Source organism: Microbulbifer epialgicus (genome assembly GCF_041447265.1).
Classification (GTDB): domain Bacteria; phylum Pseudomonadota; class Gammaproteobacteria; order Pseudomonadales; family Cellvibrionaceae; genus Microbulbifer; species Microbulbifer epialgicus.
The window spans coordinates 39,593-55,706 of the sequence record NZ_JBGMEK010000030.1; the positions used below are offsets into that span (position 1 = coordinate 39,593).

Below are 16,114 nucleotides of genomic sequence, written 5' to 3' on the forward strand. Positions count from 1 at the left end.
TCAATCAGCTCACTGATTGCGGGGATAGTATCACTGTGCCAGCCGCTCCAACACTTCATTGATTTCCTGAAGCTTGTAGTCCGGGCCTTCTTCATCCAGGCTGAAGTTCAGCTGATTGGCGCCCGCCAACTGGTAGCGTCCGGGCTGGGTTTGTACCAATTTGACCAGAGTCAGCGGGTCCACCTGGGTGTTTTCGGCGAACTCAATTCGACCCCTCACTGCTGAGGCCTCCAGTTTGCGAATGCCCATTTTATCCGCCTTCAGCTTGATTTCTGTGGTGCGGAACAAATGCTTTACTGGCTCAGGCAACAAGCCGAAGCGGTCGATCATCTCCACCTGCAGTTCCTTGAGCTGTTGGCGATCGGCGGCATTGGCGATGCGCTTGTACATCATCAGGCGTCCGTGTACGTCGGGTAAGTAGTCCTCGGGGATTAGTGCTGGCACTCTCAGGTCCACGTCTACTGCCGGGGATTCCAGGGGGTCATCAATGTTCGGTGTGCGCCCCTCGCGAATTGCTTTCACCGCTTGGTCCAGCATTTCCATATACAGGTTGAAGCCGACACTCTGGATCTGCCCACTCTGCTCTTCACCGAGTAACTCACCGGCACCACGGATTTCCAGATCGTGCGTCGCCAGGGTAAAGCCCGCACCGAGGTCCTGGGCCTCGCTAATGGCTTCCAGCCGCTTGATGGCATCACCGGTCATCGAGCGTTTGTTGGGGGTTAGTAAGTAGGCGTAGGCTTGGTGATGGGAGCGTCCCACCCGGCCGCGCAGCTGGTGTAGCTGAGCCAGGCCGAATTTATCAGCGCGCTCGATCAGTATGGTATTGGCAGTGGGTACGTCGATACCCGTCTCAATAATGGTGGTACATACCAATACGTTGAAGCGTTTATGATAAAAGTCACTCATGACCTGCTCCAACTCGCGCTCGCGCATCTGCCCGTGACCAATACCAATGCGGGCCTCGGGAATCAGTTCCTGTAGTTCCCGGGCAATACGCTCGATGCTCTTGACTTCGTTGTGCAGGAAATACACCTGACCACCACGCAGAATTTCCCGGAGAATGGCCTCCTTTACTAGGGCGTCATCGCGCTCGCGCACAAAGGTCTTTACCGATAGGCGGCGCGCCGGTGGAGTGGCAATCACGGAGAGGTCGCGAATACCAGCCATCGCCATGTTCAAAGTACGTGGAATCGGTGTGGCAGTCAGGTTGAGGATGTCCACCTCTGCACGCAGGCTCTTGAGGCGCTCTTTCTGGCGTACACCAAAGCGGTGCTCTTCATCAATAATCAGCAGTCCCAGATTTTTAAAGTCCAGGTCACTTTGCAACAGCTTGTGGGTGCCGACCAGGATATCCACCTTGCCGCTCGCGACTTTGTCCTTCACGCTGTCCACCTCCTTGCCGGAGCGGAAGCGGGAAATCACTTCAATATTGATAGGCCAGTCGGCAAAGCGGTCCTGGAAAGATTGGAAATGCTGCTGGGCGAGTAGGGTGGTGGGTACCAGCATGGCGACTTGCTTTCCAGCATGGGCGGCGACAAAAGCTGCGCGCATAGCGACTTCAGTTTTCCCAAAGCCAACATCGCCACACACCAGTCGGTCCATGGGTTTCTTTGACAACATATCGCCAATCACGGATTCAATTGCCTGCTGCTGGTCTGGCGTTTCCTCAAAGGGGAAGCCTGCAGAGAATTCGCGATAGGCCAGTTTGGGATCCGCAAAGGCATGGCCGACTCGCGCCTCCCGGCGCGCGTAGATATCAAGGAGTTCTGCGGCGGCATCGCGCACTTTTTCAGCGGCTTTGCGCTTGGCTTTCTGCCACTGTTCACTACCCATTTTATGCAATGGTGCCAGGGCTTCATCAGCTCCGGAGTAGCGGCTGATCAGATGCAGGCTGGCCACGGGCACATAGAGCTTGGCCTCATTGGCGTATTCCAGGGTCAGGAACTCAGCTGGTTGCCCGTCGATTTCCAAGTGTTGCAGACCGCGATAGCGTCCCACGCCGTGATCAATATGTACTACAGGAGCGCCTATGCGTAGCTCCGCCAGGTTTTTAACTGCGTTGTCTGCGTCATCCTTGGCTTTCTTGCGGCGGCGCTGTTGCAGTACCCGCTCGCCAAACAGTTGCGGCTCGGCGATCAGGTTGATGGCAGGATCGGCAAGCAGCATTCCCTGATCAATGGGGGCGACAGTGATGCCAATGGATTCTTTACTTTTCAGGAACGCCTCCCAGCTGGCAAAGGCTGGGGGAGTCAGGCGAATGCCCTTCAGTAGTTCCAGCAATGCCTCACGGCGCCCGCCACTTTCCGCGCAGAAAAGCACCCGCCCGGAGTATTCCATCAGGTAGCTTTCCAGAGCTGCCATGGGTTGTTCAGCTTTACCATCTACGGGTAGGGTCGGCGGTACCAGGGTGGCAAAATTGTAGTTGCCCTGGCTTTCCGGCAGTGTTTCGGCGGAGAAGATGGCTCTCGGCATGGACTTGAGGGCACCGTTAAACTCATCGATATCGAGAAGGATCTGGCGGGGTTGCAATATGGGGCGGGTCAGGTCGCCGCGACGGCTCTCATAGCGATTGCCGACCTCGCGCCAGAAGTTTTCAATCGATGCCTGGATATCTCCCTGCACAAATGCTTGGCTATTCTCGGGCAGGTAATCAAATAAATTTGCGCAATTGTTATCGAAGAACAGGGGTAGATAGTACTCAATACCTGCTGGGGCTATGCCGGCACTGATATCCTGGTAGATAGGCACCAGGCTCGGATCGGCCTGAAACTGCTCATGCCAGTTCTGCAGGAAGCCGGAAAGGCCGGCTTTATGCATGGGAAATTCCCGTGCGGGAAGCAGGTGAATGGTTTCCACCTTATCCACGGTGCGCTGGGTTTCTGGGTCGAAGGTGCGCAGGGACTCAATCTCATCGTCAAACAAATCGATACGGTAGGGCAGGGGGCTGCCCATGGGGAATATATCCATTAAGGAGCCGCGCACGGCAAATTCACCATGCTCGTAAACGGTGTCCACGCAGTGATAGCCGGCCTGCTCCAATAAGCGCCGCTGGGTGTCGATATCAAACTGTTGCCCCTCGTTCAGGATCAAGGCATTGCCGGCAATGTAATCGCACGGGGGTAGGCGGTGCATCAGGGTGCTTACCGGCACTATCACGATACCACTGCCCATTTGTGGTAATCGGTAAAGGGTGGCAAGGCGATCGGAAATGATGTCCTGGTGGGGTGAGAAGGTATCGTAGGGAAGAATCTCCCAGTCGGGGAAATGAAAAATTTCGAGAGGCTCTTCCGAGCCGTCATCTCGCCGAGGTTTGTTAAAAAATTCCAATTGCACCTCTAACCGGTGCGCCTCCAGGCTATCTCGGGTGATCAGCAGCGTGGGGGAATTACTGTTGCGAGCTGCGTTTAATACGGCAAGTGCGGCCGCTGCGCCATGCAGTTGCCCCCAGAATTGCCGGTCATTGCCGCTGCGAAACTTAGGGGGAGTTAGGGGCTGTATATCCGTCATCTTTCCTTATATATCCGCGCTTTCATTTGCTGTGGTGCCAGGAGCGGCTATTGTAGCCGTGAAAGGGTTGGAAAGCAGTCTATGTTAACTCCACCTGTGCGTTCGATCTCGAACGGCTACGCTTTTTTTAGATTACGCGACAGCTTGCGAGTAGATAATGAAAAGGTAGTTTTACTACATTTTTCAGGTTTTTTTTTGCCCAGTTGCACAGCTATAGGCGAATAATGATAATGCGCAGCCACTCGGCCTTGATGAGGTATCAGGCCGAGATTTCCTGCCTATTAAACACATTGCAGAGGTGTCTGACAGTGACTCAGAAGCGACCGAAGCCCGCGGACTTTTTCAAGGACTGGAAGCAGCGTGAAGCGCTGGCCGAATCCATGATCCCGATGATCGGAAAGCTCAACCGCGAGCGCAACGTCGGTATTTATATGTACGGCCGCAACCTGGTTAACCGCTCAGTTTTGAGCATTATGAAAGCGCACCGCTTTGTGCGTCAGGTTGAGGAAAATGAACTCTCTGAGTTTGAAACCTTCCCGGTGCTTGAAGCTATCAGCAAAATGGATCTAGGTCCCGTACATATCGACCTGGGAACCCTGACCAACAAGTTTATGCGCGATGACCGCAGCTTGTCCGTTGATGAGTTTGTGCGTGAAGAGTTGGCGGATGCCGAGGGTGCAGGGACGCCTCTGCCTGAGCCGAAAGATGTTGTGATCTACGGCTTCGGCCGTATTGGTCGCCTGGTGGCACGCCTGCTGGTAGATAAAGCTGGTAGTGGCGACGTACTGCGCCTGCGCGCCATTGTATTGCGTAAGGGCAAGGCTCCGAACGATCTGGTGAAGCGCGCCTCTCTGTTGCGTCGCGACTCAGTGCACGGTGCTTTCCAGGGTACTATCCGTGTAGATGAGGAAACCAACTCCCTGATCTGCAATGGTAACGAGATCAAGATTATCTACGCCAGCTCACCGCAGGAAGTGGATTACACCGAGCATGGTATTAACGATGCCATCATCGTGGACAGCACCGGTGTATGGCGTGATGAAGAAGGTCTGAGTCAGCACCTGCAAAGCCCTGGCGCTTCCAAGGTGATCCTGACCGCGCCGGGCAAGGGCGATATCAAGAATATCGTTTACGGCATCAACAACGGCGATATCAAGCCGGAAGATAAAGTTCTGTCAGCTGCCTCTTGTACCACCAACGCCATTGTGCCAGTACTGAAGGCAATGATGGACGGCTACGGGGTGGAGCACGGCCACGTGGAAACCGTACACGCCTACACCAATGACCAGAACCTGATTGACAACTACCACAAAGGCGAGCGTCGCGGCCGTGCTGCTGCGCTGAACATGGTTCTGACAGAAACCGGTGCGGCCAAGGCGGTTGCCAAGGCATTGCCAGAGTTGAAGGGTAAGCTCACTGGTAATGCGATTCGTGTTCCGACTCCAAATGTTTCCATGGCGATCCTCAATCTGAACCTGGGTAAAGAGGCCACCAAGGAGGAATTGAACGATTACATGCGCGAAGTGGCTCTGCACTCTCCGCTACGCCAGCAGATCGACTACACCAACTCCCCGGAAGTAGTGTCCAGTGATTTTGTCGGCTCCCGCCGCGCCTGCGTATTCGATTCCAATGCGACTATCGTTGACGGGAAAAATGCCGTGCTCTACTGCTGGTACGACAACGAGTTTGGTTACAGCTGTCAGGTGGTTCGCTGCCTGGAAGATATGGCTGGTGTCCGCTACGAGCTGTTCCCGAAAAAAGACTAAAGCGTCAAGCTAAGATCCTGCGATCGGTCCCAGAGGATGATCGCAAGGGGCGGGCGGCTCAGGCCGTCGCCCGCCCAGATCTCCCCAAATCCCTGTTTTTTCAGTAGAAATTTCCTATCTAAGTGCCACTTTGAGCGCTTCCAGACTGGTAAAGCCTCTGCCTCATCTTTATAATGCGCGCGATTTTGCGGGGCGACCGTGCGCCGAGAAGTTAGCGCGCGCAAATCCTAGTTAGCTTCCTTCCGCCCGGTCTAAGGGTGAAAACGGTATAAGCCCCCGCAGCACGGAATTCCACAGTGTAGCTTACCAGCCCAGAATCGACTGGAGATCAGTCCGGACCTGGACCCATGAGCTGTATTGCAATTTTTTAAACTAGAAACTTAGGCATAGGCGTATGAGAAAGATCCGTCGGGGATTGGACTTACCCATATCCGGCGCGCCCGAGCAGGTCATCCACAAAGGACCTGCGATCAAGACCGTTGCTGTTCTCGGCCCCGATTACCACGGGATGAAGCCGACAATGGCAGTGGCTGTAGGGGATCGCGTCAATCTTGGTCAGCTACTGTTCAGCGATAAGAAGACCGAAGGCGTGCGCTACACAGCGCCGGCTGCGGGCCGTATCATTGCCATTAACCGCGGTGCACGCCGCGTGCTGCAATCCGTTGTGATAGGGATAGACGGCGATGCAGCAGAACAGTTCCAAAGCTATGGCGTAGATAAGCTGTCTGGCCTGACTCGCGAACAGGTCGTTGAGAACCTGGTTGAGTCCGGCATGTGGACCGCACTGCGCACTCGCCCGTTCAGCCGCGTTCCCGCTCTGGACGCTGAGCCGGCAGCTGTGTTTATCAATGCGATGGACACCAACCCGCTGGCCGCCAACCCGGAAGTGGTGATTGCCGAGAACCCCAAGGCTTTCTCTCAGGGGGTCGAGATCCTCTCCAAGCTGGCAGAAACCACCTATGTCTGTACTGCCCCCGATGCAGATATCCCTGTACCGAGCGCCGGCAATATCCGCCGCGAAGCCTTTGCCGGCCCCCACCCTGCAGGTCTTTCCGGTACCCATATCCACTACTTGAGCCCGGTCTCCGGTTCCCGCAGTGTATTTACCATTAATTACCAGGATGTGATCGCGGTAGGCAAATTGTTTACCACCGGTAAGCTGTTCACTGATCGCGTAGTCTCCCTGGCGGGCCCGCAGGTCAAACAGCCGCGCCTGTTGCGTACCCGTGTCGGCGCCAGCCTGGAGACTCTGACTGCTGGTGAGCTGAAAGGTAATGACGACCGCGTTATCTCCGGCTCTGTATTTGGCGGCCGCACGGCTGAAGGCCCCCTGGCTTATTTGGGCCGTTACCACAACCAGGTTTCTGTTCTGGAAGAGGGTGATGAGCGTCCATTCCTGCACTATATGCGTGCGGGTAACAAGCGTTTTTCTGTATTTCCGATCTACCTGTCGCGCCTGTTCAAAAACAAGCTGTTCAATTTCACCACCAGCGCCAACGGCTCTGAACGTGCCATGGTGCCGATTGGTACCTATGAAGCTGTAATGCCGCTGGACGTGTTGCCGACCCAGCTGCTGCGTTCCCTGATCGTGGGTGATACGGCTATGGCCCAGAAACTGGGTGCTCTGGAGCTGGACGAGGAAGATCTGGCGCTGTGCACTTTTGTGTGTCCGGGCAAGTACGAGTACGGCCCCATTTTGCGGGACAACCTGACCCGTATTGAGAAGGAGGGGTAAGTATGTTGCGTAAATTCCTCGATTCGATCGAACCAAAATTCCACAAAGGCGGCAAGTTCGAGAAGCTCTATGCCCTCTTTGAGGCCATTGATACTGCTCTGTTCCAGCCGGCCGATAAAACCAGGACCACCTCCCATGTGCGCGATGGTATCGACCTGAAGCGTATCATGATTACCGTGTGGGCCTGTGCCATGATTCCGGCCTTCTACGGCATGTGGAATATTGGTTTTCAGGCCAACACCATTCTCGAAGGGATGACCAACCCGGAACTATCCGGCTGGCGCCATGCGATTATTGGTGCGGTTTCTGCCTATAACCCGGCGAGCCTGTGGGACAACTTTGTCTACGGCGCCATGTACTTCCTGCCGATTTACATTGTGACCTTCGCAGTTGGTATCTTCTGGGAAGTATTGTTTGCTTCAGTGCGCGGCCACGAAGTGAACGAAGGATTCTTCGTAACCTCCATCCTGTTTGCCTTGGCCTGTCCGCCGGATCTGCCGCTGTGGATGGTGGCAATGGGTATCAGCTTCGGTGTGGTAATTGGTAAAGAAGTCTTCGGCGGTACTGGCAAAAACTTCCTTAATCCGGCACTTACCGGCCGTGCATTCGTATTCTTTGCCTACCCGGCAGCCATGTCTGGCGATGCCGTATGGACGGCCGTTGACGGTTACACCGGCGCTACCGCGCTGTCTGTAATGGCTAGCGAAGGCATCCAGAATGGTATCGTGAATGCTGCTGTTGGTCAGGTGACTTGGTTCGACGCTTTCTTTGGCAAGATACACGGTTCCATTGGTGAAACTTCTACCCTGGCTATTCTGATTGCCGGTGTAATCCTGATGGGCATGAAGATCGCCAGCTGGCGCATCGTTGCCGGCACTCTGTTGGGTATGATGGCCACTTCTTTCATGTTCAACATGATCGGCTCCGAGACCAACCCGATGTTCCAGGTACCCTGGTATTGGCACCTGGTTGTGGGCGGTTTTGCCTTCGGCCTGATCTTTATGACTACCGACCCTGTATCCGCTGCAATGACCGATACTGGCCGCTGGTGGTACGGCATCCTGATCGGTGTGATGGTTGTCCTGATTCGTGTAGTGAACCCGGCCTTCCCGGAAGGCATGATGCTGGCGATCCTGTTCGCCAACCTGTTCGCTCCGCTGTTTGACCACTTTGTGGTGCAGTCCAATATCAAACGGAGGTTGGCACGTGGCTAATAAAGATTCCGTAACAGGTACTCTGATTGTCGCGCTGGTAATGTGCCTGGTGTGCTCCGTAGTGGTTTCCACTGCTGCGGTAATGCTGAAGCCTGCCCAGCAGGCCAATGCCGAGCTGGACATGAAGCGCAATGTTCTGATGGCTGGGGGCCTGCTCAAAGATTCCCACGTGAGTAAAGCTGAAGTTGAGAAGGCCTTCGCTGATATTCAGATCAAATATGTCGACTTGAATACTGGCAAGTTTACCGACCAGGCTCCGGCTGGCGGCAGTGGTCGCGCTGCAGCCAAGATCCCATCCGACAGTGAAAAACTGCCGACTGACGAGGACATCGCCAAAATTATCCGTCGGGAAAACACTAAAGAAGTTTACCTGGTAGAGAAAGATGGCAAGCTGGACAAGATCATCCTGCCTATCCGTGGTTACGGCCTGTGGGGTACCTTGTACGGTTTCCTCGCGCTGGAGAGCAACCTCGACACCGTAGCTGGCCTCGGCTTCTACGAACACAAGGAAACTCCCGGACTTGGTGGCGAAGTGGACAATCCCAACTGGAAAGCCCAGTGGATTGGCAAGAAAGTCTTCGATACTGATGGCAATGTCGACATCAACGTAATCAAGGGGCAGGTAAACCCTGACAGCCCCGATGCGATTCACGAAGTAGACGGCCTGTCCGGTGCGACTCTGACCAGTAAGGGCGTGGATAACCTGGTGAACTTCTGGTTGGGTAACCAGGGTTATGGTCCCTTCCTGAAAAACCTGAAAGCAGGGGAGGCATAAGCATGAAAATCAAAGAGACTCTGCTAGAGCCGATTTTTAATAACAACCCGATCGCGCTGCAGATCCTGGGTATCTGCTCTGCACTGGCTGTCACCAGCTCGCTGCAGGTCACCCTGGTAATGTGTGTCGCCCTGACCTCGGTTGTGGCCTGTTCAAACGTTGCGGTATCCCTGATCCGCAGCCAGATTCCCAACAGCATCCGTATCATCGTACAGATGACCGTGATTGCCTCCCTGGTAATCTTGGTCGACCAGCTAATCAAGGCCCTGGCTTACGACATCTCCAAACAGCTGTCTGTATTCGTTGGCCTGATTATTACCAACTGTATCGTGATGGGACGTGCGGAAGCCTTCGCTATGAAGAACCCGCCGCTGCCCAGCTTCTTCGACGGTCTCGGTAACGGCCTGGGTTACAGCGTAATCCTGATTGGCCTTGCGGTAGTCCGTGAACTCTTCGGCGCCGGCAAACTGTTTGGTGTGGATATTCTGACCACCGTGAGCAATGGTGGCTGGTATATCCCCAATGGCCTGCTGCTGTTGCCGCCCAGTGCATTCTTCCTGATCGGCCTGTTTATCTGGGCGATCCGTGCCTGGAAACCGGCACAGGTTGAAGAAGATGAGTTCAAGATTGCGCCTAATACCCAAGCGCAGGAGGCCTAATCCGTGGAACATTATATTTCTTTGATTATCCGCGCTGTTTTCGTCGAAAACATGGCGCTGGCCTTCTTCCTCGGCATGTGTACCTTCCTTGCTGTATCGAAGAAGATCGAAGCTGCAATCGGCCTGGGTGTAGCGGTTATCGTGGTACTGACTCTGACAGTACCAGTGAACAACCTGATCTACACCTACTTGCTGAAAGACGGTGCGCTGGCCTGGGCCGGTTACCCCGACGTGGACCTGAGCTTCCTTGGCCTGCTGTCTTACATCGGCGTTATCGCGGCGCTGGTACAGATCCTGGAGATGTTCCTGGATAAATACGTACCGGCTCTCTATAACGCGCTGGGTGTATTCCTACCGCTGATTACCGTGAACTGCGCCATTATGGGTGCCTCCCTGTTCATGGTGGAGCGCGAGTACGCCTTTGGTGAAAGTGTTGCCTACGGCTTCGGTGCCGGCCTCGGCTGGGCCCTGGCGATTACCGCGCTGGCCGGTATTCGCGAAAAGCTGAAGTACAGCGATGTACCCGATGGCCTGAAAGGTCTGGGCATTACCTTCGTAACTGTTGGTCTGATGTCCCTGGGCTTCATGTCCTTCGGCGGCATCGATATCTAAGCGGGGGAAGGCAATCGTATGAATAATATTGAAATTATCCTCGGCGTAGCGATGTTTACCGTCATCGTACTGGCGCTGGTAGCGGTGATCCTTGTGGCCCGCTCGCGCCTGGTAAACACCGGCAACGTCAACATCCTGGTTAACGGCGAGAAAACCCTCACCGTACCGGCCGGCGGCAAGCTGCTGCAAACCCTGGCTGCCAATAACCTGTTCCTGGCCTCCGCCTGTGGTGGCGGCGGCAGCTGCGCGCAGTGTGTATGTAAAGTGACTGCCGGTGGTGGTGATATGCTGCCCACCGAAGCAGCACACTTCACCCCGCGCGACGCGAAGGAAGGTAAGCGTCTTTCCTGTCAGGTTGCTGTAAAGCAAGATATGGAAATCGAAGTACCGGAAGAAGTATTTGGTGTGAAGCAGTGGGAGTGCACTGTGGAATCCAACCCCAACGTAGCCACCTTTATTAAAGAGCTGACCCTGCGTCTGCCCGAAGGTGAAAACGTCGACTTCCGTGCGGGCGGCTACGTGCAGCTGGAAGCCCCGGCGCACCATGTAAAATTTGCCGACTTCGATGTGGAAGAGCAGTACCGCGGTGACTGGGAGCATTTCGGCTTCTTCAAGCTGGAGTCCAAAGTGACTGAGCCTGTGGTACGTGCCTACTCCATGGCTAACTATCCGGAAGAGAAGGGTGTTGTTAAGTTCAACATCCGTATCGCGACTCCGCCGCCGCGCACCGAAGGTGTACCGCCGGGCCAGATGTCTTCCTATGTGTTTAGCCTCAAGCCCGGTGACAAGATCAAGGTATACGGACCCTTCGGTGAGTTCTTCGCCAAGGAAACCGATAACGAGATGGTCTTTATCGGTGGTGGTGCCGGTATGGCGCCGATGCGTTCACATATCTTCGACCAGCTCAAGCGCCTGAACTCCAAGCGCAAGATCAGCTTCTGGTACGGCGCTCGCTCCCTGCGCGAGATGTTCTACGAAGATGACTACAACGGTCTGGCTTCCGAGTTCGATAATTTCCAGTGGCATATTGCCCTGTCCGACCCGCAGCCGGAGGACAATTGGACGGGATACACAGGTTTCATTCACAACGTGGTGTATGAAAACTACCTGAAAGACCACCCGGCTCCAGAGGACTGTGAGTACTACATGTGTGGGCCACCCATGATGAATGCCGCAGTAATCAATATGCTCAAAGACTTGGGCGTAGAGGATGAGAACATCCTCCTCGATGACTTCGGTGGTTAAACGGAGAGCTTAGCTTGCTAAACGCAATCAAAGCCCCGAAAAAAACAAAAACAGGGCCCGTTCTTCCGGCCCTGTTTTTGCTTTGTGTGGCTGTAATTTTTTCTGCCTGTACTCCAGCTCCGGAGAATTGGCAGCTCAGTGGCCGCACCATGGGGACCACTTATCACATCACGGCTGTCGACGTTCCCCGAAGTATTGAGCGCAGCCAATTGCAGACGCTGATCGATAGCGAGCTGCAGCAGGTCAACCAGGAGATGTCCACCTACATCCATGACTCCGAGCTGATGCGCTTCAACCGCAGCCCTGTGGGCGAGGCCATCCCGGTTAGCGAACCGCTCGCCGATGTTGTACAGATGTCCCTGGATATCTACCGCCGCAGCGATGGCGCCTTTGAGGTGACTGTCGGGCCCCTGGTGAACCTGTGGGGTTTTGGTCCCCAACCAGAGCCTGAGCAGATTCCCTCAGATGCTGATATTGCCCGTCTGCAACAGCTCATCGGTTCTGATGCACTTAAGGTGACTCGTGAGCCGGATACCATTACTCGTCAGCGTCCGGTGGAGATTGACCTGTCGGCCATCGCCAAAGGGCACGGTGTAGACCGGATTGCAATGCTGCTGGAGCAACAGGGAATCCGTAACTATCTGGTCGAAATCGGTGGTGAACTGCGTACCCTCGGCGTGAATCCAAAGGGTAAAACCTGGCGAATCGGCATCGAGTCGCCTGACTCAATGGGGCAGATGGTTCAGCAGCCCATAGATGTCAGTGGTGAAGCGGTGGCTACTAGCGGTGACTATCGCAATTACTATGAACGTGACGGTGTGCGCTATGCGCACAGTATCGACCCGCGCACAGGGCGACCATTAAAACACCGGTTGGCTTCCGTAACCGTAGTTGCGGATACCTGTGCCGAGGCAGATGGCTTGGCCACTGCACTGAATGTACTTGGGGCCGAAGCGGGAATGGCTTTGGCGGAGCGCGAAAAGCTGGCTGTTTTTATGCTGGTGAAAACTGACAAGGGATTTGAAGAGCGGTATAGCACCGCTTTTGCCCCTTATCTTGAGAGGTCTGAGTAGTGACAATCTATATATTTGCATTTGTTGCCATGCTACTGGTCGTTGCTGGGATGGCACTCGGAGCCATGGTTCAAAACAAACCCCTGAAGGGCTCCTGTGGTGGTCTCAATAATATTGGCATGAAGCAGGACTGTGCCATTTGTGGTGGTGACGACGACGAATGTGAAAAAGAGCAAGAGCGCCAGCGCCAGAAAAAGATGGCCACCGAAGATCTCGCTTATGACGCCACCAAGCGTAAGTAAGCAGCTTTCTTCCCAAGCCCGTGATCAACGGGCTTGTTGTTTTATGTCATTGGCACAACCTGTGTTGATAACCGTAAATTAAATATTGAGTGTGTGGCAGTATTCGGCCACTTGCTCCGTTTGGAAATAGAAATAGAGCAGTTGATGGCAGAGCAAAAGTTTGATCTGGTTGTAATTGGTTCGGGCCCGGCAGGTGAGGCTGCCGCTATGAGCGCCGCTAAAAAAGGCATGCGCGCAGCGGTTATTGAAAAGCGTCAGGTCGTTGGAGGCAACTGTACCCACAAGGGCACTATTCCTTCCAAGGCATTGCGCCATTCGGTCAAACAGCTAATGCGGTACAACACTCAAAGCGTATTTCGCGCATTGGGTGAACCTCGTCGCCTTACTTTTCCGCAGGTGATGCAGACGGTCAACAAGGTCATTTCCTACCAAGTGGAAATGCACACCGCCTTTTATGCACGCAACCGAGTTGAGCTCATCGTCGGCGAAGCCAAGTTCCGAGATACCAACAGCGTGGAAGTACAACTGCCGGATGGTGCTACGGAAATTGTCACCGCAAAGAAATTTATTATTGCTACCGGCTCCCGCCCGTATCGCCCGGCAGATGTGAATTTTGATCACGAGCGTGTCTACGATAGCGATATGATTTTGGACATGCAGCACACCCCGCACTCCATTATGATTTACGGTGCGGGCGTGATCGGCTGTGAATACGCATCAATTTTTGCCGGCTTGGGTGTGAAGGTTGACTTGATCAATACCCGCAACAGTTTGCTGGAGTTCCTTGATGATGAGATCTCCGATGCGTTGAGCTACCACCTGCGTGATATGGGCGTAACCGTTCGCCACCAGGAAGAATATGCCCAGGTACTGCCCAACGAACAGGGCGTGATTATGGAGATGCAGTCCGGCAAGCGTATTCATGCCGATGCACTGCTTTGGTGTAATGGCCGTACCGGCAATACCAGTTCCCTGGGCCTGGAAAACGTCGGCCTCGAAGCCAACCACCGCGGCCAGCTAAGCGTAGACGATCACTACTGTACCCAAGTGGAAAATATTTACGCGGTGGGGGATGTGATTGGCTGGCCCAGCCTGGCTAGCGCCTCTTATGATCAGGGGCGCGCTGTGGCGGCAGCCATTGCCGGGCGTGGCCACCGTGTCATCGAAGATGCACCTACAGGTATTTATACCCTTCCGGAAATTTCCTCAGTCGGTAAGACCGAATCCGAACTGACCGCGGCCAAAGTACCTTATGAAGTTGGCCGTGCACTCTTCAAGCACACAGCACGTGCTCAGATCTCCGGCGAGCGCGTGGGCATGTTAAAGATCCTGTTCCATATTGAAACCCATGAGATTCTGGGTATTCACTGCTTTGGTGCCGAGGCTGCAGAGATTGTGCATATTGGCCAGGCCATTATGAAACAGCCTGCACCAAACAATACGATCGATTATTTCGTTAACACCACTTTTAATTATCCAACTATGGCCGAGGCGTACCGTAGTGCCGCATTGGATGGGCTCAATCGGGTTGCGCGGCTATGACAGAACCTTCACCACATGAGTTTCAGGAACTGATAAAAGGGTTCTTTGAGCAGATCCCTTTTAACCAACAAATTGGACTTGAAATGCGCTCCCTCGACCTGGAAGCACTGACGCTTTCAGCAGGCTTTGATCTGCGCCCGGAACTGATTGGCAATGTGTGGAAAAAAATTCTGCACGGTGGCGTAATCGCCACCGCCCTGGACACCGTAGGTGGCCTCACTGCTATGGTTGCCGCCTACCAACGTATGGGCGACGTACACTGGAAGGAAAAAGCCGATCGCTTATATAAGCTTGGCACCGTGGATATGCGTGTGGATTACCTAAAGCCGGGCAGGGGGGAGCACTTTCTCTGTGAAGGTTCTATCCTGCGCACTGGCAACAAGCTGGTGGTTACGCGTATGGAATTAAGTAATGACAAGGATGAATTAATAGCGACTGGGACTGCAACCTTCCTTTATTAATAGGAGGGATGACTATTTCAGCCTAGTCCAGTGGGCTGGTAATACCGCGTTCATGTACTCCGATGACGTGGGTGTAGATCATCGTAGTACTGATATCACTGTGGCCAAGCAGCTCCTGAATATTGCGAATGTCCGAGCCAGATTTCAGTAAGTTGGTCGCGAATGAATGGCGAAAGGTATGGCAACTGGCCTTTTTCCGTATTCCTGAACTGAGAACAGCCTTGGCTACCGCCCGCCTTAGCTGCTGCTCACCGATGTGATGCCTTCGTATGACCTCGCTACGAGGGTCTCTAGAGCGCTCTTTGGCCGGGAATATATATTGCCAGGCGGGGCTAATCGCAGCTTTTGGGTATTTCCTGGTCAGTGCGAAGGGGAGATAGACCTCTCCATACCCCTCATTAAGATCCTGCTGATGAACCGAGAGTGCATAACAAATTTGAGCTTTCAAGGGATTTATGAGGGACTTGGGGAGTAGGGTTCTTCTGCATTTCTCCCCCTTGGACTCCCTCACGAAAAGGCACTGCTCTGTAAAATCAATATCTTTAACCCTAAGCCGCACAGCTTCCATTACCCTGAGGCCAGAGCCATACATTAGTGATGTGGCAAGTTTTGCTGTGCCAGTAAGCCTGTCCAAAATTTCTGTCGCTTCTTCATGGCTGAAAACTACCGGCAGCCGCCGCGGACGACGACTGCTATCAAATTTGAGTTCACCCAGCTCAACACCCATAAACTGCTTATATAAAAAGATCACCGCATTCAAAGCTGTCTTTTGGGTATTGACTGATACAGATCGATTAGCAGCTAGATGACTGAGCCAGTTATTTACCTCTGTTTTGCCTAACCTTTCCGGGTGGCGCATCCGGTTAAAGCGAATAAAGTCCTTAACCCAATAGCAGTAGGTTTGTTCTGTTTTGTAAGCCAAATACTTCGATCGCATAAAAATCCGCAAGCGGTCCATAAATCGAGAGGATTTTTGGCTGATGGGTAAAGGGATATCGTCCATTTAAGTAGTCGGCCCTGAAAAAAACCAAACACTTACCTCCAGCACGGTGTAATGAGGGTTTACGGGGCGATTCGGACTAAATCCACCTTCCAAAACGTAAGTAAAATATCCGTATTATTAGCCGGAACGGATTTAAGATCATAAAAATAGGTGAAAACGATTTTTTAGGGCACAAAAAAACGCCTCCAGCGCCCTGATCATCCATTTTCTCAAATTCCAGGCACACGCAGCCATGAGGAGATTTATCGCATCACCCACTGTGCCTTTGAGGAAGTTT

At 53.7% G+C, this 16,114-nt stretch carries 13 protein-coding genes; 11 read left to right on the forward strand and 2 right to left on the reverse strand.

What is annotated here, in order from left to right; genetic code table 11:
- Nucleotides 1–30 precede the first annotated feature (30 nt).
- Nucleotides 31–3,510, reverse strand: a complete 3,480-nt coding sequence (gene mfd, locus ACCI49_RS13770; RefSeq protein ID WP_371839596.1) for a transcription-repair coupling factor — start codon at nt 3,508–3,510, stop codon at nt 31–33.
- A gap of 302 nt (nt 3,511–3,812) precedes the next feature.
- Between mfd and ACCI49_RS13775 the strand changes: the two genes are divergently transcribed.
- The 11 genes from ACCI49_RS13775 to ACCI49_RS13825 all read left to right on the forward strand — a co-directional run bounded on the left by ACCI49_RS13775 (nt 3,813) and on the right by ACCI49_RS13825 (nt 14,834).
- Nucleotides 3,813–5,276 (forward strand): glyceraldehyde-3-phosphate dehydrogenase, encoded by a 1,464-nt coding sequence (locus ACCI49_RS13775; RefSeq protein ID WP_371839608.1) that lies wholly within the window; start codon nt 3,813–3,815, stop codon nt 5,274–5,276.
- A gap of 394 nt (nt 5,277–5,670) precedes the next feature.
- Nucleotides 5,671–7,011 (forward strand): Na(+)-translocating NADH-quinone reductase subunit A, encoded by a 1,341-nt coding sequence (locus tag ACCI49_RS13780; RefSeq protein WP_371839597.1) that lies wholly within the window; start codon nt 5,671–5,673, stop codon nt 7,009–7,011.
- 2 nt (nt 7,012–7,013) lie between these two features.
- Nucleotides 7,014–8,225 (forward strand): NADH:ubiquinone reductase (Na(+)-transporting) subunit B, encoded by a 1,212-nt coding sequence (locus ACCI49_RS13785; protein WP_371839598.1) that lies wholly within the window; start codon nt 7,014–7,016, stop codon nt 8,223–8,225.
- Complete coding sequence (locus ACCI49_RS13790) at nt 8,218–9,000, forward strand: Na(+)-translocating NADH-quinone reductase subunit C (protein ID WP_371839599.1); 783 nt, start codon at nt 8,218–8,220, stop codon at nt 8,998–9,000. The genes ACCI49_RS13785 and ACCI49_RS13790 overlap by 8 nt, the downstream gene beginning before the upstream one ends.
- Before the next feature lie 2 nt (nt 9,001–9,002).
- Nucleotides 9,003–9,659 (forward strand): NADH:ubiquinone reductase (Na(+)-transporting) subunit D, encoded by a 657-nt coding sequence (locus ACCI49_RS13795; protein ID WP_371839600.1) that lies wholly within the window; start codon nt 9,003–9,005, stop codon nt 9,657–9,659.
- A 3-nt stretch (nt 9,660–9,662) separates the two neighbouring features.
- Nucleotides 9,663–10,271 carry an NADH:ubiquinone reductase (Na(+)-transporting) subunit E gene (nqrE, locus tag ACCI49_RS13800; protein ID WP_020413086.1) on the forward strand — a complete coding sequence of 203 codons (609 nt, stop codon included), beginning with the start codon at nt 9,663–9,665 and terminating at the stop codon, nt 10,269–10,271.
- Nucleotides 10,272–10,289: 18 nt separating this feature from the next.
- A complete protein-coding gene (gene nqrF / locus ACCI49_RS13805) occupies nt 10,290–11,516 on the forward strand; it encodes an NADH:ubiquinone reductase (Na(+)-transporting) subunit F (protein ID WP_371839601.1) in 1,227 nt (408 codons plus the stop codon).
- Between the two features lie 14 nt (nt 11,517–11,530).
- The gene (locus tag ACCI49_RS13810) at nt 11,531–12,589 is read left to right on the forward strand and encodes an FAD:protein FMN transferase (protein WP_371839602.1); all 1,059 of its coding nucleotides are present in this window, start codon (nt 11,531–11,533) and stop codon (nt 12,587–12,589) included.
- Nucleotides 12,589–12,831 carry a (Na+)-NQR maturation NqrM gene (nqrM, locus tag ACCI49_RS13815; RefSeq protein WP_371839603.1) on the forward strand — a complete coding sequence of 81 codons (243 nt, stop codon included), beginning with the start codon at nt 12,589–12,591 and terminating at the stop codon, nt 12,829–12,831. Before ACCI49_RS13810 ends, nqrM begins: the two co-directional genes overlap by 1 nt.
- A gap of 144 nt (nt 12,832–12,975) precedes the next feature.
- The gene (sthA, locus tag ACCI49_RS13820) at nt 12,976–14,373 is read left to right on the forward strand and encodes a Si-specific NAD(P)(+) transhydrogenase (RefSeq protein ID WP_371839609.1); all 1,398 of its coding nucleotides are present in this window, start codon (nt 12,976–12,978) and stop codon (nt 14,371–14,373) included.
- On the forward strand, nt 14,370–14,834 hold the full coding sequence (locus ACCI49_RS13825; protein WP_371839605.1) for a thioesterase family protein: 465 nt from the start codon (nt 14,370–14,372) through the stop codon (nt 14,832–14,834). The genes sthA and ACCI49_RS13825 overlap by 4 nt, the downstream gene beginning before the upstream one ends.
- Before the next feature lie 22 nt (nt 14,835–14,856).
- Here ACCI49_RS13825 and ACCI49_RS13830 read toward each other — a convergent pair whose 3' ends face one another.
- Entirely contained in the window at nt 14,857–15,837 is a 981-nt protein-coding gene (locus tag ACCI49_RS13830; RefSeq protein WP_371839606.1) for an integron integrase, read from the reverse strand.
- Between the last annotated feature and the right edge of the window lie 277 nt (nt 15,838–16,114).